Genomic DNA, 19,030 nt, shown 5'->3' with positions numbered 1-19,030 from the left:
CTCTGTCAACGGTCCAAAAGTACCGATGAGGGAGAAGTGCCGCCTGAAAGCATCACTACCGCATCGGACGATGTCGGCACGCCGCGCGCCGCTTGATGGCCAAGCACGCTGCGGCGTCTTCTGCGGGACCGGCCCATGGCCGCCCTGGCTACCGCCCACTGCCAAGACCTCCACTTTCATCCTGCCTAGATGGCGATGACGGAACGTCCGGGCAGCACCCTACGCCTGATCTCGCTGGGCTATGCCCAGCTCACCTAACCTGGATTTCGCATATGCACATCCAATCTGTCACCCTAGCGCCAACGGACATACTCGCCCGCAAGGTTGTCACCCGTTCCAAGTCCTTCTGCACTGGCAAATGGCCGAGCTGGAAAACCGGCCGCATGACGCAGTGGGAATCGCTGAATGAGCGCAATGCCTTCGTCCTGCTCGATTGCGATACGCGGGTACGCACTTACAAAGAGCAGCCCGCGGTCATTCAATACGAGGTCGCGGGCCGCAGCTTTCGGCATTTCCCTGACGTGTGGGTCCAGTATGAAAGTCACCAAGAGTTTCTGGAAATCAAGCCTGCCAAGCAGGCCCAGGATCCTGAAGTGCAAGTACGCACAGCGCTCATGGAAGTGGAGCTGCCGCGCTTTGGTTACCGATACCGGCTGCTCCTGGCCGAAGACTTGGCCCTCCAACCCCGGTTGAAAACCTGCTCGTATCTGGCGCGCTACGGTCGGCAACCCATCGATGCCCAGGAACGCGAGTGGGCACGGCGCATGTTCGCTCAATACGGCCATCTGCGCTGGGGCGACATCCGGGCAGGGGCCCTTGGTGCAAAGGGAATGTCTCTGGCCTGTCGACTCGCTCTGGAGGGCAATGTGACTGTCGCCCTGGAAGAAGAACTTGGCTCATCGAGTCTGTTGCATTGGTCTACGGGCACGAAAGGAGATCAGTAATGGGCAAACACACTTTCAGCGCCAACGCGCGCATCCAGCTCGATGGCAGGGAACACCATCTGGTCCGCAAGGTCACCGCCACCACCTGGCAGATCGAGGAGTTCACGACCCGGCGCATCACCGAACTCTCGGAGACAGACTTGCAAAGTCTGTACGCTGAGGGCCGTCTGATTTTTCTAACGGACTACGACAAAGCTGTCCAAACGTTCAAACGGGGCCGGCGGCCGGTCACTCTTGATGAAATCGAGTGGCTCGCCGCCAAAACCCGTCGCGCGTATGTATTGGCTATCCGAGGCCTGGCTCGTAGCAAACGGGTCCTCGCCAGGGCCGTGGAGCAGACCCACAAGTTGCTCAATGTCTCCACCCCCAAGCCCAGCCCGAGTTCGGTTCTGCGCTGGCACGACCGCTACTACGCATGCGGGGAGGACATTCACAGCCTGGCGCCAGGATTTGCTCAGAGCGTTCACCGTAAGCCCCGCTATCCCGACGAGCTGTTGAGCCTTGTCGAGCAATCTATCGACGAGATATATCTGAAGCCTGAGCGGCCAAGCGTCGAGGAGACACTGAACCACGCCATCACCGCCACCGACAAGGAAAACGAACTGCGACCCAAGCAGCTGAAGCTCCCTCGCCCGACACGTCGCTTGCTGCGACGCCTCATCGAGGCCATCCCTGCCTACGATCGATGCGCAGCGCGACATGGCGACACTTATGCCAAGCGCAAGTTTCGTGCGGTACTGCAGCACCATACGACGCTGGCGCCATTAGAGCGTGCGGAAATTGATCACACGATCCTCAATTTGATTGTGGTGGATGACGAAAGCGGGTTGCCCCTGGGGCGACCATACGTCACGGCCTGCATAGATAACCACACCCGGTGCGTCCTAGGCATTTACATCGGCTTCGAACCTCCGAGCTATCTCTCTGTTGCCAGATGTCTGCGCCACGCCTTCCTACCCAAAACGGACTTGGTGCAGCACTACCCAGAAATACGACACCCCTGGGAAGCACATGGTGTGATGGCCATTCTGGTGGTGGACAATGGTCAGGAGTTCCACAGCGACGCGCTGGAGCTCGCGTGCGAGGCCTTTGGCGTTGAAATTCACTACACGCCGCGCAAGACCCCGTGGCTCAAAGGCAAAATCGAGCGTTTCCTGGGCACCCTGAACCGGGAGGTTGCACACATCTCGCCGGGCACGACCTTCGAGAGCATCCTGGCGCGCGAGGAATACGATCCCGCGCGCCACGCCGTCGTGAGTCTGAGTGTTATTCAAGAGATCGTGCATCGCTGGATCGCCGACGTTTACCACCAGCGCCCCCACCGCATACTCAAAGCGCCGCCAGCTGCAGCATGGAGGAATTCGATCGCGGCCGACGAGATTCCCCTGCCCGATGACCCCAAGCGTCTGGACGCGCTCCTGGGACGCCCCGACAAGAGGAAGTTGACCCACCAAGGTATCGAATTCGACTGCCTCGTCTACAACTCGCCAGAGATGACCGATCTGCGCCGGCGCTACGGTGCGCAACTCGATGTGGACATCCGGTACAACGATGAAGATATCGGCAGTCTTCACGTCATCGGCCCGGACGGCGAAATCTACGAGGTTCCCGCCCTTAACGGCGACTATGCCCAAGGCCTGAGTCGCTGGCAGCACAAGATTATCCGGCGCTATGCCGCGCGCATCCTGGGGTTGCACGACGACACAGGCTGGCGCGAGGCGAAGCGCAAGATCAGCGAGATCGTGCGCAAGCGGCTCGGCCTGGGCAAATCCCGAAAAACGATGAGCCGCGGGGCACGCTACCTCCATGCCGGCGACAAGGAGGCGCCCGCCCCCAAAGGCTCCGGCACCGGGACGCGCTCGCGCTCCACGGCGCGCAAGGCACAGGAAGCGGCAATACCGACCACCCCCGCCGCCGCAACTCAGGCTCTCGTTTTGCCTCTGAAGGCTGTCCCCGGCGGCCCGGATACCGAAACGAACTTGCACACGCCCCCGCTCAGCGCACCCAGGCAATTTGCGCCGCTACAGCGGGACCGTCGTCCTTCCCCCTGACAGCAAAGTGCACCCAATGATTTTCCGGGCAATAGGCGGGCGAACCCTCGGTGCTTCGCTCATCTTGCTGCGCCGGGAATCGCGGGATGCCCGTACACATCCATACCTTCAATTTCACACGCAGATCACCACCGTATATGGACATCAAACACCTCGTTGACAGCATCCTCGTGCCCCACACGGCATTCACTCACGCACTCAACAAGCTGGATCAGTGCTACGCGTATGCACCGGGCGCCAGCGAACCGATTTGCCTTGCCTTGATCGGAGAATCTAGAACCGGCAAAAGCCGGGTCATCGAGGAGTTTTGCCACCGCCATCCGCCAGCCCGACTGAAAGAGAGTCTTTCGATGCCGATCCTGCGGGTCAGAACGCCCTCGCACCCCACCGTCAAGGGCTTGGTGGAACTGCTGCTGGGCACCATCGGCGACCCGCGGTTTGCCTCGGGCACGGAGAACGCCAAGACGATCCGTCTAAAACATCTGATGCGAGAGGTCAGCACCAACATGGTGGTGCTTGACGAGTTCCAGCACTTCTTTGACAAGGGTTCCCAGACGGTCATGCACCATGTAGCCGACTGGCTCAAGATCCTGGCCGACGAAAGCCGCTGCGCGCTTGTGGTGGCCGGATTGCCGACCTGCAAAGCGGTTATCGACCAGAACGAGCAGCTGGCCGGCCGCTTCGCGGCCCCCATCGTGATGCCACGCTTTAACTGGACAGTCGACGAAGACCGGCAGGAATTCATCGCAATTTTGCAGGCCTTTGACGAGGTGATTGCCACCGTCCTGGATTGCCCTCTCCTAGCGACCGATGACATGGCGTTTCGCTGCTTCTGTTCCACCGGCGGGCTGGTCGGCATTCTCTCCAAGTTCCTGCGCCAGCTGGTCTGGAATGCGTCGGTTGCCGGCAAAAAGGTCCTGGCGCTGACGGATCTGCAGGAAGCGCACAAGCAGTCGGTCTGGTCCATTCAGCGGGAAACTCCAATCACAGGTCAATCCGGACCGGTCATGCCCAATCCCTATGCGCGGGACTTCTTGAAACGACACACCCAGGAAGAGCTTCTTCTCTGGGCCCAGAGTGTCGGTCGACCGGCGCCGCGCCAAACCGGCTCCTCCAGACGCGGTAGAAAGAAAAGCGTCAGTGCCGACTACAACGATGTCTTCGGAGGCTGATGTGCTGGTCGTTACGCCCGATCCCATGCCTCGCGAAAGCCTGTTCGGCTACATGCTCAGGCTCACTCAGGTCAATGCCTACGATTCGCCATGGCACATCTATCGCCATGCCGGACTACAGCAAGGCGAAATGAAGACGGCATGCTTACCCGTGCACAAGTTGGCCGCGGTTCTGGGCAAGAACCCGGCACGGCTTGAGGCGATGTCATACACACGCACCAGCGTTCAGGGTGACACCACCTACCGAATATTGACGCATGATCTCGGGAGCGGTTTGATGACTCGCCCGTTTCGATTGGATCTGCAGGGCCTCTGCCCGCTATGCGTTAAAGAGTCGGGTTACATAGACACTTTCTGGGACTTGCGCATTGCCACGGCCTGCCCGTTTCACCGCTGTAAGGCTTTGACGCAGTGCCCGACATGCCAAGAACCGCTGAGACAGTTTAGGCCTGCGCCACTTAGATGCAAGTGCGGGTCTGACCTCGCAAGCGTTTCACTCGAGATAGCAAGTTCGGCTGAGGTAGAGCTGATGAAGGTGGTGTATGCGCGTCTACATGATGAGCCCGGTACCTTGGGCGATTTGACTGAGGGTCTACCGATTGATCATCTGATCAACCTCCCGATGAGATCCCTGATGACGCATTTATTCCGTCTGGGAGCTTTTGTGTTGAACGAAAGCTGCGAGAAATCGTCCGCAGCACGATCCATCCCTGCCGCAGCCGACCTGCTTGCGAACTGGCCCAATGGTTTGTTCAGCCATTTGCGGAACAAGATGGAACATCGCCTGCCGCATGAGACAAGTTTTCTGAAGTTTTATGGCAATTTTTATAACAATTTTGTGAAAACCGGAAAGCGCCCGCGCCAGGAACTTGACTGGATACGCAACGCCTTCTTGGAATTTGGCGTCAAAGAATGGAATGGAGGAGCAGTTGATGCACGTCTCGTTGCTCAAACAGTAGAAAGGAGAAAGCTGCTCAATAGACAGGATTTGGCCGATGCCCTAAGGGTCAGTTGTGGGACCGTCACCAAATGGCTACGCAACGGCGTCATTGCCCAATGCGAATATGTTCACACGGACTCACGGCGTTATGGTTTTGACCGTAGTACCCTGGGAACCGCTGCCACACCAGAAGGCAAATCAGAGGTCTTGGAGACCAGAGTGGCTGCCGCCTATTTGGGAATACCGGTCCCCGCGCTGCAGTTTCTCAAAGAGAATTGCCATGTGGGCGCTCGCAATCCCAGACTGCAGCGAGCAGGCTACTTCCGATCAGATCTGGACCGGGTCAGGCAGCAACTCCTGGAGAAAGCACCTTTTCTTCCGGCTGATTCACTTCCCAATTCCAACGCATTGTTGATCTTGGGCCGATTCCTGAAGTTCTCACACCCGAGAAACAAGTCCATCAAAGGACGCCTTCTTGCCGCAATTCTTACTGGTTCGGTACACCCCATTGGTCGAAACGGCGATCAAATTTCCACGATTCTTCTAAAGAAGAGTGACCTCGATCGCATGCTTCACGAGAGACCAATTGAAAACTGATGTGTTGACTCAGATCCGGTCAATGTGCTGACTCAGCAGTTGGCTGCAGGCAAACGTCTCTCCGGTTGTCCTCTTGCCATCTGTCATGGTACCGGAGAGCCGGGTGGTGCTGATCAACCCGGTGCACCCCCTTTCCGCAGGGGTCTCCGCGACGAAAACCCGCAAGTGGCTCTATGATCCGCGACTCAAACGCTGATTGATGTGATTCGTTTAGATGAAGTCCATCCATCTCTCACATTCCCTCAGCTTGGGTCCTGGCGGTAGGTGTCATCGCCGGCCTGCCGCAACGCGCTGACCTGGCGCAACTCGCTCAGGGCTTTCGCCGCAAGCCGAGGATGCAAAACGGCTCGATCCATATGGATCAGAGTCAGCTTCTTTTTACCGGTCGCTTCGCTGCTTTAGGGCCTTCGGATTTGGGATGAGCATCGATGTCTAGCACGATACCTTTCTTCAGGCTCCGCATTTGATCGAGCACATGCAGTCTGATGTCATCAGGGAGAACGGTAGGAAGTGGCGACGCCTGTCGCAGCTGTTGTGCCCGGCAGGTGTGGCCTAGTGCCTTGCGCCAATTGCGCGCCTCAATGATTCGAGCCCATTCTTGCCACAAGGGGGCGGCACGTGATTTGAGATCAGCGGCAAGCCATTTTTCCAAAGTACCTTGTGCCTTGGTGATCAAGGCCGGATCACGCTGTATCGCCCGAACGGCCTCCCGATGTAGCGCCAGGCTTTGCAGGTCTTGGGAGCGATGGCTGGACTCGTCCACGGAAATCACAACCTGGCGGGCGCTTGCCGACCGTGTCTGCTTCTCGGCAAATCCTGCCGGCGCCTGCTGCAATGCGTCTTCGACCAGAAGAGCCAACTCACCTTCCAACCCTAGAGTCGACATGATCCGGAGATAGGCCCCAATGGAAGAGGTCGGATCACCTGACTCGACGGCTTCTAAGGTCATGCGAGAGATCCCGGCGCGCTTGGCCATCTCGACCGTACCCAGTCCTTGAGATTGGCGTAGCCGCCGCAGGCGGTTTCCCAGCACCATCAACAACTGAAGATCCAAGACCGTGAGGGCGTCGGGCGTGCTCATTTGCCTAATATAGTAGACAAATGGGCCAGAAGTCTGCCTCCGCTCCCTTCAATGTGGCCAGCCAAGCTAGGACATAAAGGGCAACCTCCAGCAAGTGTCGAGTTTCGTTGGTGAAATTTGACGGATTTCCAGTCCTATAGGCGGAAGCTGATCAGTTGAGTGCCCCGTTGAGCTTGCGTGCGTCGTATCTCCGGTACATCCGGGAGACGCTCAATTTGATGGCAAAAAACTTTCCAAAGCGTGACGGTTATGGTGTCTAGCGATGCGTCAAGACTTTTCTATTGGTGCGGATCTTCACGCCCTGCCATGCACTATTGTCATTGCGCTGGCCAGGACATACGCGCCGTTTGGTTGTTCTGGTCTTGCGGCATTGCCTCAAGAGGCTTGAGCGCCACTTCAAGTACATGCTCAGCGAACCGCTTGAAGGTACTTCCGGTTACGCCACGGCCAGCTAGCAGGCCTATGTTTGCGGTGTGTAGCGCCTGCTCTAGATCCTCAACACTGGACAGCATCTGTCGAAATCCGGAACCGGCCCGGCCAGCCAGCTCGGCTGCCTGCTGCGGAAATATCGCTTGAAGCCCTTCCCACCACCTTGCTGCCCAGGTCTCGGTTTCACCGTGGCCCCCTAAGATAGCCAGTGTGACTACGCGGCCCAAGTCTTTATTCGAGCGCTTGATGGGACGGCCATTGTCGTCTCCGCTGATCAAGGCGGGATGCACAGTCGGATGGTGCAGCATGTTGGCCATGGCCATCATGGCTGGGGTGGCAACCCGTATACCGAATTCGCTTGTGATGGCATCGTGCTGGACCAGCGCAAGGTAGCCAAAGCTCACCAAGCTGAAGTACCCTTGTTGAGTGGAGATGGGGTAGAAGTCTCGTTTCAGTCTGGGGGGCTTCGTCTGGTCCGGAGCGGCCATCAGTTCGATGAACCACTGTGCAGCACCACCTGGTGGATGCAAACGTACGAGTGGACGGTCGTCAGCTGGAACATTTTCCTCCGCAGGCCGTCCCCAGCGTGGGTCGGGACGAAGTGTCCACTTTCCCGCCATAAGCTGGTTTGCAACCTCCTCCCCAGTAATGATGGCCGCGGCATGCGGCGCGATCATCGTGTCCACGTCCTTGGTGTACACCCCTTGGCCCTGGCTCAAGCTGAAAGCTGCGGCCAGGCTGCCCACGATAATGACCTTCTCGCGCTGCTCATGCGTGAGCGTCTCGGCCAGTTGTCTGAGCACGGCAGCAGGATAAAGGTAGTTCATGTGGGCATTCCAGTCGTAGCTGACTTTGATCTCGCATCCACGAGATGGCGCAGCATTTCATTGGCCTGACTCTCCAGTCCTAGTTCGTACATATCGACGATACAAGTCAGGGGATCGGCGTAGAGAATATCTCCGTCCGAGAGGAAGCGTGATGTCTTTCGGCGACCGACGAAGTGCACTGCCAGAGATGCCTGCGCCTCATTTCCGGTGCAGCGCTCTAAGGTCGGATCAAGGCGGGCCACGTCCACTTCTGTCATATCTCGCGGCTCACCCAGTACCACGAGATCCACCCGTGGCGTTCCGACTACATCCAGCATTGGGAAATGCTTAGCTGCCCCGAGGGTGCCTCCAACTGCGATGTCATCGCGGCCAAGTTTCTTCAGGCGAATTAATACCCAAGACTCGGCCGTGGGCAAGTGCCTTACCGTAGATTGGTAGAGCACGGTCTTGCGACTGGTAATCGTTCTGGCCGACCAGCTGCGCCACTCGGTCCAGGGGAAGCGCTTGAGTTCCACTGAGCGGTTGAAGCCGCGTTCAATATAGCCTGAAGACTCTAAATCCTTGATGACGGCCGCAGCTGTTGGATAGCTCACGCCTACGTGGCGCTGCACATCAGCTGTCGACAATCCACCATCCGAGCGCAGCCAGCTCAGAATGAGGAACTCCAGCACAGCGTCCTTGCCTCCTCCAGGAGCCGAACCGTACGGACGGGATGGGGCGGTCTCTTGCTGAATGAGATTCAACAAATAGGTATGAAATTCAGTAGTTTGTAGTTGTTGTGGTGCGTCAAATTCGTGGTCGAATTTTTCGAGGGTAGGGAGCCCATTGAAGATGTCGATGCGACTGAATAGATCGTCGCGAAGCACGCTGCGAAACATCTGCATTTCGGTATGGACGGCTTCAGAGCTGATTCGACTGTCGACCAACACGACCATCCCGCGCAAATCCTGAGAGCTCTCTTGGCTGAGACGATAAACCAGTTGCAGAACCGCTAGGCGGAGGTCTCGTCGACTGCTGCTGGTAAAGATCTCAATCAGCCAGTTGGCCCACTTGCCATCCGGAGAGTAGTGACCGGTGCTGACATTTGGGTTCGCCATAGGATTCAAACAGATCGAAAGTTTATTTTTAATATTAAACATCAACTTAAACAATAAAGCAAGTCCAACTTACATAGTTAAGTCCAACTTGCGTAGTGTATTGAGCTTGTTCCGCGCGATATTGACAGCATCATCAACAACTGAAGATCCAAGATCTGTGAGGGCGTCGGGCATGCTCATTTGCCTAATATAGTAGACAAATGGGTCGGAAGTCTGCCTCCGCTCCCTTCAATGTGGCCAGCCAAGCTAGGACATAAAGGGCAACCTTCTGCAGCGTGTGATGGAACACCCGTACATCACTAGGCTGCGGTCAAACCCGCGCTGAACAACGGGGAAGAAAGGGACCTTCGCCTTGGAACTAGCGGTTCATCAGCGCTTCGAGCGCCGCATCTTGTGCGCTCCCGCCGGAGTCGGCGGCTTGGGCTACAGACAATCAACCGTTGACCGGAAAAAAATGTTTGAAATCCAGTAGTTACGATTCTGTCAATACGTATGGGGATGTTGATGCGCGGAAAGCGTCACCGTTAACGTCAACTTCCGGTGAAAGATTCACCGTTAGTGATCAACGAGCCTCAACTTAGACTGTGCAGTCGGTATGTAACTACTTGATTTCTATAGACGCTCAGTTGCATTCAATCTGCTAACTCACAGAGACAGCTGGTCCATCGGGTGAAGTATTGCGGCGCTGCCCTGCACCGCCCTATACTTCACTAATGAACGAACCAGTACAAAAAACGCGGGCACGCACGACTCGTGCCGCGGCCCCGGCCCGCAAAGCCACCAGCCGCACCAACGACCCCGAGCGCACCAAGGCCAACATCCTGCAGGTGGCCGAAGTCGAGTTCGGCGAGAAGGGCCTGGCGGGCGCGCGCATCGACGAGATCGCCGAGGCCACGCGCACCAGCAAGCGCATGATCTATTACTACTTCGGCAGCAAGGAGGGCCTGTACCTGGCCGTGCTGGAAGAGGCCTACCGCCGCGTGCGCGACGTCGAATCCGAACTCAAGCTGCAGGACCTGGAACCGGAAGAAGGCCTGCGCCGCCTGGTGGCCTTCACCTTCGACCACCATCTGCACCACGAGAGCTATATCCGCCTGGTGATGTCCGAGAACATCCACCGCGGCCAATACCTGGCGCAGAGCCAGCGTATCCAGGAACTGAACGTGCCGGCCATCGCCGCGATCCGCAACCTCTACGAGCGCGGTCTCAAGGCGGGCCAGTTCCGCAAGGGACTGGACCCGGTCGACATCCATGCCTCGATCTCGGCCTTGAGCTTCTTCAACGTGTCCAACCGTCACACCTTCGGCATCATCTTCAAGCTGGACATGACCTCCCGTGCCTACATCACCCAGCGGCGCGAGAACGTGGTGGAAATGATCGTGCGCTTCGTGCGCAAGATCTGAGCAGGAAGCGCCCCGGTAGCGAAAACGTCAGGGTTTTCCCTTAAATAAAAACTAACTAGTTCGTACAAAATAAGATCATGGAGACATACCCGTGATACAGAAATTCATCGATCTCATCGCCCGGGCCTTCGGTTTGCTCATGGTGGCCTGCCTGGGCCTGATGGTGCTCATGGTCTTCGGCAATGTGGTGCTGCGCTACGGCTTCAATTCCAGCATCACCATGTCGGAAGAGCTGTCGCGCTGGCTCTTCGTCTGGATGACCTTCCTGGGGGCCGTGGTCGGCCTGATCCAGCACGCCCACCTGGGCACGGACGCCCTGCTCTCGCGCCTGCCCCCGCTGGGGCGCAAGGTCTGCTTTGTGTTGGCGCACGGGCTGATGCTGGCCATGTGCTGGTTCATGTTCGACGGTGCCCGCCAGCAGGCCCTCATCAACCTGCAGTCCACCAGCGCCGTGATGGAGGTTTCGATGGCCTGGCTCTACAGTGCCGGGCTGCTGTTCTCCGTACTGGCCGCACTGGTCATCGCCCATGAGCTGTGGAAGTTCTTCACCGGCCAGTTGCCGGATACGGAACTGATCGGCGTCGTCGGCTCCGATGACATGCCGCACGGCCTGGGCCCGGCCGCCCCGGGCACGCCAGCGGTGCAGCCGAAGGAGCGCGCATGACCATCGCCATTTTCCTCGCCGTCCTGCTGGGCGCCATGGCGCTGGGTGTGCCCATCGCCTTCTCCCTGCTGGTCACCGGTGCCGCGCTGATGTGGCACCTCAACATGTTCGACGCGCAGATCCTGGCCCAGAACATGATCGAAGGGGCCAACAGCTTCCCCCTGCTGGCCGTGCCCTTCTTCATGCTGGCCGGCGAGATCATGAACGCGGGCGGCCTGTCCAAACGCATCGTGGCCTTCGCCACCACCCTGGTGGGCCATCTGCGCGGCGGACTGGGTTACGTGGGCATCATGGCCGCCGTCATCATGGGCGCGCTCTCGGGTTCGGCCGTGGCCGATGCCGCCGCCCTGGCCGCGCTGCTGCTGCCCGTCATGAACCGGGCCGGCTACGACCGCGCGCGTTCGGCCGGCCTGATCGCCGCGGGCAGCATCATTGCACCCATCATCCCGCCCAGCATCGGCTTCGTGATCTTCGGGGTGACGGCCAATGTCTCGATCTCCAAGCTCTTCCTGGCCGGCATCGTGCCGGGGCTCATGCTGGGCCTCACGCTGGCCATCACCTGGTGGCTGCTGTCACGCAAGAGCGATGTCGCGCTCACGCCGCGCGCCACGCGCGCCGAGGTGCTGGGTGCCCTGAAGGACGCCACACTCGCGCTGGGCCTGCCGGTCATCGTGATCGTAGGGCTGAAGTTCGGCGTCTTCACGCCGACCGAGGCTGCGGTGGTCGCCGCCGTGTACGCGCTGCTGATCTCCACCCTGGTCTACAAGGAGCTCAAGCTCAGCCAGCTCTTCGGCCTGTTCCAGTCGGCCGCCCAGACCACCGCCGTGATCATGTTCCTGGTGGCCGCCGCCATGGTCGTGGCCTGGCTGATCACGGTGGCCAACCTGCCCGGCGAGCTGATCTCGCTGCTGCAACCCCTGCTGGACCGGCCCACCCTGCTGCTGATCGTGATGATGCTCATCACCATGCTGGTGGGCACGGCCATGGACATGACACCCACCATCGTCATCCTCACGCCGGTCTTCATGCCCCTGGTGAAGGCCGCGGGCATCGACCCGGTGTACTTCGGCGTGCTATTCATGATCAACAACGCCATCGGGCTGATCACGCCGCCGGTGGGCACCGTGCTGAGCACGGTGGCCGGCGTGGGCAAGCTGAGCATGGACGAGGTGACCAAGGGCGTGTGGCCCTTCATGCTGGCGCAGTTCGCGCTGATGTTCCTGCTGGTGCTGTTCCCGGCCCTGGTGATGGTGCCGGCGCGCTGGTTTTATTGATTTCAAGACGATGACTGCGGCACCAGGGTACGCCACCGCAGTTGTCCCAGAACCCGGCGGCCCGTAAACATAGACGGAGACAAACCATGAAACGACTCGTCCTCAAGACCCTGGCGGCAGCCATCTGTGTCACGGCCTTCGGCCTGGCCCAGGCCCAGACCAAGACCCTGAAGTTCGTCAACCAGAACGCCAAGGGCCACCCCATCGTGCTGGGCATGGACAAGTTCGCCGAGATCGTCGAAGCCAAGTCCGGCGGCAAGCTCAAGGTCACCGTCTATCCCGGTGGCGCCCTGGGCAGCGACCAGGCCAATGTGTCGGCCCTGCAAGGCGGCACGCTGGAGATGGCGTCCATGAATTCGGGCATCTTCGCCAGCCTGGTGAAAGACTTCGCCATCTACGACTTCCCCTTCCTCTTCGCCAACCCGGCCGAAGCCGATGCCGTGGTCGACGGCAGCTTCGGCAAGGCCCTGCACGCCAAGCTCGAAGAGAAGGGCCTGGTCGGCCTGGGTTATTACGAGCTGGGCTTTCGCCACATCAGCAACAGCAAGCGCCCCATCAACAAGGTCGAAGACCTGGCCGGCCTGAAGCTGCGTGTGATCCCCAACCCGATCAACGTGGACTGGGTCTCCGCCCTGGGCGCCAACCCCACCCCGCTGCCCTTCCCCGAGCTGTATGCCGCGCTGGAGCAGAAGGCGGTGGACGGCCAGGAAAACCCGGTCGCCACCATCAATGGCGCCAAGCTCTTTGAAGTGCAGAAGCACCTGGCCCTGACCAGCCACCAGTACAACCCGCAGTCCGTCGTGATCAGCAAGAAGGTCTGGGACGCTCTGTCGGCCGACGAAAAGAAGATCGTGCAGGACGCCGTGAACGAGTCCAGCAAGTTCCAGCGCCAGCAGTCGCGCGCCCTGGCCGGCAGCCTGCTGGAGACGCTGAAGAAGAACGGCATGCAGGTCACCGAACTGCCGCCGGCCGAAGTGGCCAAGCTGCGCGAGAAGATGAAACCCGTGATCGCCAAGCATTCCGCCAGCGTGGGTGAGGCCACCGTCAGCGCCATGATGGCCGAGCTGGCCCGCATCCGCAAGTAAAGAAGAGCGCAGCACCGCGATGAACGCACGAGCCTTCCAGGGCACCCTGATCAACGGCGACACCGAGCTGATCGCCCATCTGGGTTTCCCCACCCATGCCTTCAAGGCCCCGCTGATCTACAACCCCTACTTCGAGTCGGTCGGGGTCAATGCGGTGGTGGTGCCCATGGGCTGCAGGCCCGAGGCGTTCGCCGAGGTGCTGCATAACCTGTTCCGGCTGGAAAACATACGCGGCGCGCTGATCACCATGCCACACAAGGTCAGCACCGTGGGCCTGCTCGACGAGGTCACGCGCACCGCGCGCGTGGCCGGCGCCTGCAATGCCGTCAAGCGGCTGGCGGACGGCCGCCTGGTCGGCGACATGTTCGACGGCGAGGGTTTCGTGCGCGGGCTGCGCCGCAAGGGCATGGTGCTGGAGGGCGCACGGGCGCTGGTGGTCGGTTGCGGTGGCGTGGGCTCGGCCATTGCCGCCTCGCTGGCCGGCGCCGGCGTGGCCCACCTGGCGCTATTCGATCTGCAGGGCGCCTCTGCCGACGCGCTGGCCGATCGGCTGCGTACCGAGTACCCCTTGCTGGGCGTGTCCACCGGCAGCCGGGATCCGGCCGGTTTCGACCTGGTCGTCAACGGCACGCCGCTGGGCATGAACCCCGGCGACCCGCTGCCCATCGACATCGAGCGCCTGTCCGCCAACACCTTTGTTGGCGAAGTGGTCATGCGCACCGAGATGACCGCCTTTCTCAAAGCCGCGCAGGCGCGTGGCTGCCGCATCCAGGTGGGCTCGGACATGCTGTTCGAGATGATCCCGGCCTATCTGGAGTTTTTCGGCTACCCCACAGCCACGGCCGACCAGCTGCGCGCCGTAGCACGCCTGAACGACTGACACCCCTGCTGGAGACCGCCCATGAGCGACCTATTGCTACAACCCGAACATGCGCGCGAACCGCTGCAGGATTCTTTCAGCGATGTCTCCAACCCCATAGCCCTGGACGGCATCGAATTTATCGAGTACGCCACGCTCAAGCCCCAGGCCCTGGGCCAGGTGCTGGAGATGATGGGTTTCCGGCCGGTAGCGCGCCACCGCTCGCGCGAAGTCACGCTCTACCGCCAGGGCACGCTGAGCATCGTGGTCAACGCCCACCCGCCGGACGCGCTGGGCGCCAGCCACGGCGCCGACCACCCCAGCATCAGCGCCATCGCGCTGCGGGTGCGCAGTGCGCGCGCCGCGCGCGAGTACGTGCTGGAACGCGGCGGCTGGGAAGTGCCCAGCCATCCGGACGCGATGGAACTCAACATCCCCGCCATCCACGGCGTGGGCGGCAGCCGCATCTACCTGATCGACCGCTACCAGGACTTCTCGATCTACGACGTCGACTTCATCCCGATTCCCGGCGCAGCCGCCCAGCCGCCCGTGCTGGCCGGCCTCAATTTCTTCGGCATCGTCCAGTACATCGGCATCGGCCGCAGCTACGACTGGATCGAGTTCTACCAGACCCTGCTGGGCGCCACGCTGATCCCCGACGAACAGCGCTTCGGCATCATGCCCTCGGGCAAGCTCATGCGCACGCCCGCGCTGCACACCGGCCAGTCCTTCATGATCCAGCTGGTGGAGCCGGCGGTGGACGCCCCCGATCCGCGTGAACAGCTGCAGCGCATCGGCCTGGGTGTGCCGGACGTGCTGGCCGCGGTGCAGGCCCTGCGCGCCCGGGGCGTCGAGTTTGTCGAGAGCCCCGCCACCCACAGCGGGAAACGCGGCGCCATCAGCAAGACCTATCTGGGCAGCGTGGTGTTCGAGCTCGTGCACTCCGCCGCGGAGCCGACATGAACGACCGGCGCAGCATGGAGGAAGCCATCCGCGGTTTCGGGATGGACACCATCACCCTGGCCGGTCCGCTGCAGGCCAAGCTGCAGGCCATGAAAGACGCCGGCTTCAGCCAGGTCATGCTCAAGGCCAATGACCTGGTCGGCCACCCCGGCGGCTGGAAGGCCGCCGCGCAGGAAGTGCGTGAGAGCGGGCTGCGTGGCACGGGTTTCCAGGTGCTACGCGACTTCGAAGGCCTGAGCGGCCACCTGCACGACTACAAGGTCGACATCGCCAAGACCATGCTGGAGATGTGCGCCGAACTGGGCTGCGACGTGCTGCTGGCCTGTTCCTCCACCTCGGCCCACGCGAGCCAGGACCTGGACCACATCGCACGCGACCTGCGCAAGCTGGCCATGCTGGCCGTGCCCTTCGGCATCCGCATCGCCTACGAGGGCCTGTCCTGGGGCCGTACCATCAACGAATACACCACGGCCTGGGACGTGGTCAACCGTGCCGACGCGCCCAACCTGGGCGTCTGCATCGACTCGTACCACATCCTGGCCGCCAAGACGCCGCTGGACGGCATCCTCGACCTCGACCCGTCCAGGATCTTCCTGGTCCAGCTCTCCGACTTCATGTGGAATGAAACACCCACCTTCGAGGAGCGCATGGCCACGGCGCGCACCTACCGGGTCTTCCCCGGCGAAGGCGTGCACACCACCGAGCTCATCGATCTGGTGCAGAAGCTCGACCGGCTCGGTTATGCCGGCGACTACAGCTTCGAGGTCTTCAACGACGATTTCGTGCAGATGCCCCTGCCCATGGTGGCCGAACGCGCCCGCAAGTCGGCGCTCTGGCTGGCCGACGACATCCTGCGCCGCTCGCTGCCGCTACCGAATCAATTGAGGCTGCGTCGCAGCCACGCCTGAGCGGCAGGCGCCAGCTCTTCCTCTCGCATCAGATCTGCACCCGCGTCCCCAGCTCGATCACGCAATTGTTGGGCAGGCGGAAGAAGTCCGCCACATTGCCCGCGTTGCGCGACATCAGGGCAAACAGCGCTTCGCGCCAGCGTGCCATGCCGGCACCTCGCGTGGGCACCACGATCTCGCGGCTCAGGAAGTAGGACGTCTCGAACAGGTTGATGGGCAGGCCCTGGGCCTGGCACAGCTCCAGCGCCTTCGGGATGTCCGGCTGGTTCTGGAAACCGTAATTGATCTGCACCTTCCAGAAACCCGGCACCAGCGGCGTGACCTGCACCCGCTCCTCGAAGGGGATCCAGGGCACATCATGGAAGACGACTGTGAGAATCAGGTTGCGCTCGTGCAGCACCTGGTTGTGCTTGAGGTTGTGCATCAGCGCCTGCGGCACCGTGTCCGGGTTGGCCACGGCATACACGGCTGTGCGCGGGACGCGGTGCATGGCCTCGGCCGAGAGAGTGCCGATGAAAGGCAACAACTCGGGGTCGCCCTGGCGGATATTGTCGAGCAACAGCTCGCGCCCGCGCCGCCAGGTGGCCATGACGAGGAAGATCAGCACGCCCGCGACCAAGGGGAACCAGCCACCGTCCAGGAACTTCAGCATGCACGCAGCCACCAGCATGGCGTCGAGCAACAGGAAGGCGCCGGTGGCCGCCAGCGCCAGTGGCAGCGGGTAGTTCCAGGCATGGCGGATGACAAAGAAAGTCAGCGCGGTGGTGATCAGCATGGTGACCGTCACCGCGATGCCATAGGCCGAGGCCAGCGCGGACGAGCTGCCGAAACCCACCACCGCCAGCAGCACCGCGGCCAGCAGCAGCCAGTTGACCTGGGGCATGTAGATCTGCCCCGCTTCCCGGGTGGACGTGTAATGCACCTGCAGGCGCGGCAGAAGGCCCAGTTGCATGGCCTGTTTGGTCATGGAATAGGCACCCGAGATGACTGCCTGCGAGGCGATCACCGTGGCCAGGGTGGCCAGTACCACGGCAGGAATCAGCCAGGCGGCCGGGAACAGGCGGTAGAAGGGACTTTCCAGCGCGCTCGGGTCACGCATCAGCAAGGCGCCCTGCCCCATGTAATTGAGCGCCAGCGCCGGCAGCACCAGGCCGGTCCATGCCAGCTGGATAGGCCGCTTGCCGAAGTGTCCCATGTCGGCATACAGCGCCTCGGCACCGGTGAAGGCCAGCACGATGGCGCCCAGGGCCACGAACATGTGCCAGCCCTGCGCGCGCAGGAAGGCCAGCGCCTCGAGTGGGTTGAGCGCGGCCAGGATGGCCGGTTCACGCAGGATCTCCACCACGCCGGTCAGGGCCAGCACGCTGAACCACAGCAGGATGATAGGACCGAACAATCTGCCTACCAGTCCCGTGCCGTAGCGCTGCACGGCAAACAGGGCCACCAGCACAGCCGCGGTGACAGGCAGGACATAAGGCTTGAGCAGAGGTGTGACCACCTCCAGCCCCTCGACGGCACTGAGCACCGAGATGGCAGGCGTGATGACGCTGTCGCCATAAAAAAGCGCCGCGCCCATCACCCCTACCAGCAGCAGAGCCACGCGCCGCCGGTGGGTCTTGCCAGCGGCCTGCGCCGCCAGCGCCGTGAGCGCCATGATGCCGCCCTCGCCGCGATTGTCGGCGCGCAGGATGAGCAGCACGTACTTGAGCGTCACCACCAGCATCAGGCCCCAGAAGATGGTCGACACCGCGCCGATCAGGTGCGGGGCGTCCAGCGGTATGCCGGTATGCGGTCCGAAAACTTCCTTCATGGTGTAGAGCGGGCTGGTGCCGATGTCGCCGTACACCACACCGAGTGCGCCCAGGGTCAGGGCGGCCAGGCCTTCGCGGCCCTGCGTTTGCTGATTCATATCCATCCATGCAGAGTGAGCATGGTTGCGACTGTCGCCGCGCAGGCATCAGGAACGCATATGGATGGCGCGCACTGGTGCCGATTCAGTCCCCGGCCAGGCGGTAGCCCACACCGGTTTCGGTCAGCAGGTGGCGCGGCTCGGCCGGATCGCGTTCGATCTTGGCACGCAACTGCCCCATGTACAGGCGCAGGTAGTGCGTGTGCTCGGTGTATTCCGGGCCCCAGACGTCGGCCAGCAACTGGCGGTGCGTCACCACCCGGCCGGCGCTGCGCACCAGACAGGCCAGGAGCTTGAACTCCGTGGGCGTGAGATGCACGGGCTGGCCATCGCGCGTCACGGTGCGCGTGGCCAGGTCGATGCGCAGGTCGTCCAGCACGTGTTCGGTGACTGCCGCCGCCAGGGCCGTACCGCGATGGCGCAACGCCACACGCATGCGCGCCAACAGCTCGGCCACGCTGAAGGGCTTGGTCAGGTAGTCATCGGCGCCGGCGTCGAGCAGCACGATCTTCTGTTCTTCCTGGTGGCGCGCCGAGACCACGACGATGGGCAGGCTGGACTGGCGACGCACTTCGCGCACCAGCTGCAGTCCCTCGCCGTCGGGCAGGCCCAGGTCGAGCACGATGAGGTCAGGCGGGCTGTGCTGCACAAGCGCGGTGGCTTCGCTCAGCGTCACCGCCGTCTGCACCTCGAAACCCTCGACCGCCAGCGCAGACTGCACCAGGGTGCGGATTTCGCGGTCGTCCTCGACCACCAGCACGCGCAGGCTCATGGAGAAACCTCCGTGCGGCGCACTACGGTGCGAGCCCCTTCGGGCGGCCGGGCGG

The 19,030-nt window shown here is 61.4% G+C and carries 16 protein-coding genes; 11 read left to right on the top strand and 5 right to left on the bottom strand.

Features of this window, described 5'->3' with window-relative positions; genetic code table 11:
- The first annotated feature begins 272 nt into the window (after nt 1–272).
- The 4 genes from HTY51_RS02770 to HTY51_RS02755 all read left to right on the top strand — a co-directional run bounded on the left by HTY51_RS02770 (nt 273) and on the right by HTY51_RS02755 (nt 5,704).
- Nucleotides 273–944: a TnsA endonuclease N-terminal domain-containing protein gene (locus HTY51_RS02770; RefSeq protein ID WP_174251299.1), complete on the top strand. Its 672-nt coding sequence runs from the start codon at nt 273–275 to the stop codon at nt 942–944.
- Nucleotides 944–2,995: a Mu transposase C-terminal domain-containing protein gene (locus tag HTY51_RS02765; RefSeq protein ID WP_174251298.1), complete on the top strand. Its 2,052-nt coding sequence runs from the start codon at nt 944–946 to the stop codon at nt 2,993–2,995. The genes HTY51_RS02770 and HTY51_RS02765 overlap by 1 nt, the downstream gene beginning before the upstream one ends.
- A 137-nt stretch (nt 2,996–3,132) precedes the next feature.
- Nucleotides 3,133–4,167, top strand: a complete 1,035-nt coding sequence (locus tag HTY51_RS02760; protein ID WP_174251297.1) for a TniB family NTP-binding protein — start codon at nt 3,133–3,135, stop codon at nt 4,165–4,167.
- Between the two features lies 1 nt (nt 4,168).
- A complete protein-coding gene (locus HTY51_RS02755) occupies nt 4,169–5,704 on the top strand; it encodes a TniQ family protein (protein WP_174251296.1) in 1,536 nt (511 codons plus the stop codon).
- A gap of 367 nt (nt 5,705–6,071) precedes the next feature.
- Here the strand turns inward: HTY51_RS02755 and HTY51_RS02750 are convergent, their stop codons facing one another.
- The 3 genes from HTY51_RS02750 to HTY51_RS02740 form a co-directional block, all read right to left on the bottom strand.
- Nucleotides 6,072–6,785, bottom strand: a complete 714-nt coding sequence (locus HTY51_RS02750) for a helix-turn-helix transcriptional regulator (protein ID WP_174251295.1) — start codon at nt 6,783–6,785, stop codon at nt 6,072–6,074.
- A gap of 317 nt (nt 6,786–7,102) precedes the next feature.
- Entirely contained in the window at nt 7,103–8,041 is a 939-nt protein-coding gene (locus tag HTY51_RS02745; RefSeq protein ID WP_174251294.1) for a hypothetical protein, read from the bottom strand.
- A complete protein-coding gene (locus HTY51_RS02740) occupies nt 8,038–9,192 on the bottom strand; it encodes a winged helix-turn-helix domain-containing protein (protein ID WP_174251293.1) in 1,155 nt (384 codons plus the stop codon). The genes HTY51_RS02745 and HTY51_RS02740 overlap by 4 nt, the downstream gene beginning before the upstream one ends.
- Before the next feature lie 659 nt (nt 9,193–9,851).
- On the opposite strand from HTY51_RS02740, the gene HTY51_RS02735 reads away from it, so the two are divergent.
- From HTY51_RS02735 to HTY51_RS02705, 7 genes are all read left to right on the top strand, one after another.
- Nucleotides 9,852–10,541 carry a TetR/AcrR family transcriptional regulator gene (locus HTY51_RS02735; protein WP_174251292.1) on the top strand — a complete coding sequence of 230 codons (690 nt, stop codon included), beginning with the start codon at nt 9,852–9,854 and terminating at the stop codon, nt 10,539–10,541.
- A gap of 91 nt (nt 10,542–10,632) precedes the next feature.
- The gene (locus tag HTY51_RS02730) at nt 10,633–11,205 is read left to right on the top strand and encodes a TRAP transporter small permease (protein WP_174251291.1); all 573 of its coding nucleotides are present in this window, start codon (nt 10,633–10,635) and stop codon (nt 11,203–11,205) included.
- Nucleotides 11,202–12,479: a TRAP transporter large permease subunit gene (locus tag HTY51_RS02725; RefSeq protein ID WP_174251290.1), complete on the top strand. Its 1,278-nt coding sequence runs from the start codon at nt 11,202–11,204 to the stop codon at nt 12,477–12,479. Before HTY51_RS02730 ends, HTY51_RS02725 begins: the two co-directional genes overlap by 4 nt.
- A gap of 86 nt (nt 12,480–12,565) precedes the next feature.
- Nucleotides 12,566–13,564 (top strand): TRAP transporter substrate-binding protein, encoded by a 999-nt coding sequence (locus tag HTY51_RS02720; protein ID WP_174251289.1) that lies wholly within the window; start codon nt 12,566–12,568, stop codon nt 13,562–13,564.
- Nucleotides 13,565–13,610: 46 nt separating this feature from the next.
- Nucleotides 13,611–14,444: a shikimate dehydrogenase gene (locus HTY51_RS02715; RefSeq protein WP_174254140.1), complete on the top strand. Its 834-nt coding sequence runs from the start codon at nt 13,611–13,613 to the stop codon at nt 14,442–14,444.
- 21 nt (nt 14,445–14,465) lie between these two features.
- Nucleotides 14,466–15,386 (top strand): VOC family protein, encoded by a 921-nt coding sequence (locus HTY51_RS02710; RefSeq protein ID WP_174251288.1) that lies wholly within the window; start codon nt 14,466–14,468, stop codon nt 15,384–15,386.
- Nucleotides 15,383–16,294 carry a sugar phosphate isomerase/epimerase gene (locus HTY51_RS02705; RefSeq protein ID WP_174251287.1) on the top strand — a complete coding sequence of 304 codons (912 nt, stop codon included), beginning with the start codon at nt 15,383–15,385 and terminating at the stop codon, nt 16,292–16,294. The genes HTY51_RS02710 and HTY51_RS02705 overlap by 4 nt, the downstream gene beginning before the upstream one ends.
- Before the next feature lie 28 nt (nt 16,295–16,322).
- On the opposite strand, the gene HTY51_RS02700 is transcribed toward HTY51_RS02705, so the two are convergent.
- Together HTY51_RS02700 and HTY51_RS02695 are read right to left on the bottom strand one after the other, a co-directional pair.
- On the bottom strand, nt 16,323–18,209 hold the full coding sequence (locus HTY51_RS02700; protein ID WP_371733850.1) for a potassium transporter Kup: 1,887 nt from the start codon (nt 18,207–18,209) through the stop codon (nt 16,323–16,325).
- A gap of 79 nt (nt 18,210–18,288) precedes the next feature.
- A complete protein-coding gene (locus HTY51_RS02695; RefSeq protein ID WP_174251285.1) occupies nt 18,289–18,975 on the bottom strand; it encodes a response regulator in 687 nt (228 codons plus the stop codon).
- Nucleotides 18,976–19,030 lie beyond the last annotated feature (55 nt).

The sequence above is a fragment of the Rhodoferax sp. BAB1 genome (assembly GCF_013334205.1).
Lineage (GTDB): Bacteria > Pseudomonadota > Gammaproteobacteria > Burkholderiales > Burkholderiaceae_C > Hylemonella.
The sequence above is the reverse complement of the archived record's forward strand: the minus strand, read 5'-3'. Positions and strand labels throughout refer to the sequence as shown.

Bases quoted from the DNA above. Each gene is read 5' to 3' on its own strand.
- HTY51_RS02770 (WP_174251299.1), top strand. From the start codon at position 273: ATGCACATCCAATCTGTCACCCTAGCGCCAACGGACATACTCGCCCGC.
- HTY51_RS02765 (WP_174251298.1), top strand. From the start codon at position 944: ATGGGCAAACACACTTTCAGCGCCAACGCGCGCATCCAGCTCGATGGC.
- HTY51_RS02760 (WP_174251297.1), top strand. From the start codon at position 3,133: ATGGACATCAAACACCTCGTTGACAGCATCCTCGTGCCCCACACGGCA.
- HTY51_RS02750 (WP_174251295.1), bottom strand. From the start codon at position 6,785: ATGAGCACGCCCGACGCCCTCACGGTCTTGGATCTTCAGTTGTTGATG.
- HTY51_RS02745 (WP_174251294.1), bottom strand. From the start codon at position 8,041: ATGAACTACCTTTATCCTGCTGCCGTGCTCAGACAACTGGCCGAGACG.
- HTY51_RS02735 (WP_174251292.1), top strand. From the start codon at position 9,852: ATGAACGAACCAGTACAAAAAACGCGGGCACGCACGACTCGTGCCGCG.
- HTY51_RS02725 (WP_174251290.1), top strand. From the start codon at position 11,202: ATGACCATCGCCATTTTCCTCGCCGTCCTGCTGGGCGCCATGGCGCTG.
- HTY51_RS02720 (WP_174251289.1), top strand. From the start codon at position 12,566: ATGAAACGACTCGTCCTCAAGACCCTGGCGGCAGCCATCTGTGTCACG.
- HTY51_RS02710 (WP_174251288.1), top strand. From the start codon at position 14,466: ATGAGCGACCTATTGCTACAACCCGAACATGCGCGCGAACCGCTGCAG.
- HTY51_RS02705 (WP_174251287.1), top strand. From the start codon at position 15,383: ATGAACGACCGGCGCAGCATGGAGGAAGCCATCCGCGGTTTCGGGATG.
- HTY51_RS02700 (WP_371733850.1), bottom strand. From the start codon at position 18,209: ATGGATATGAATCAGCAAACGCAGGGCCGCGAAGGCCTGGCCGCCCTG.
- HTY51_RS02695 (WP_174251285.1), bottom strand. From the start codon at position 18,975: ATGAGCCTGCGCGTGCTGGTGGTCGAGGACGACCGCGAAATCCGCACC.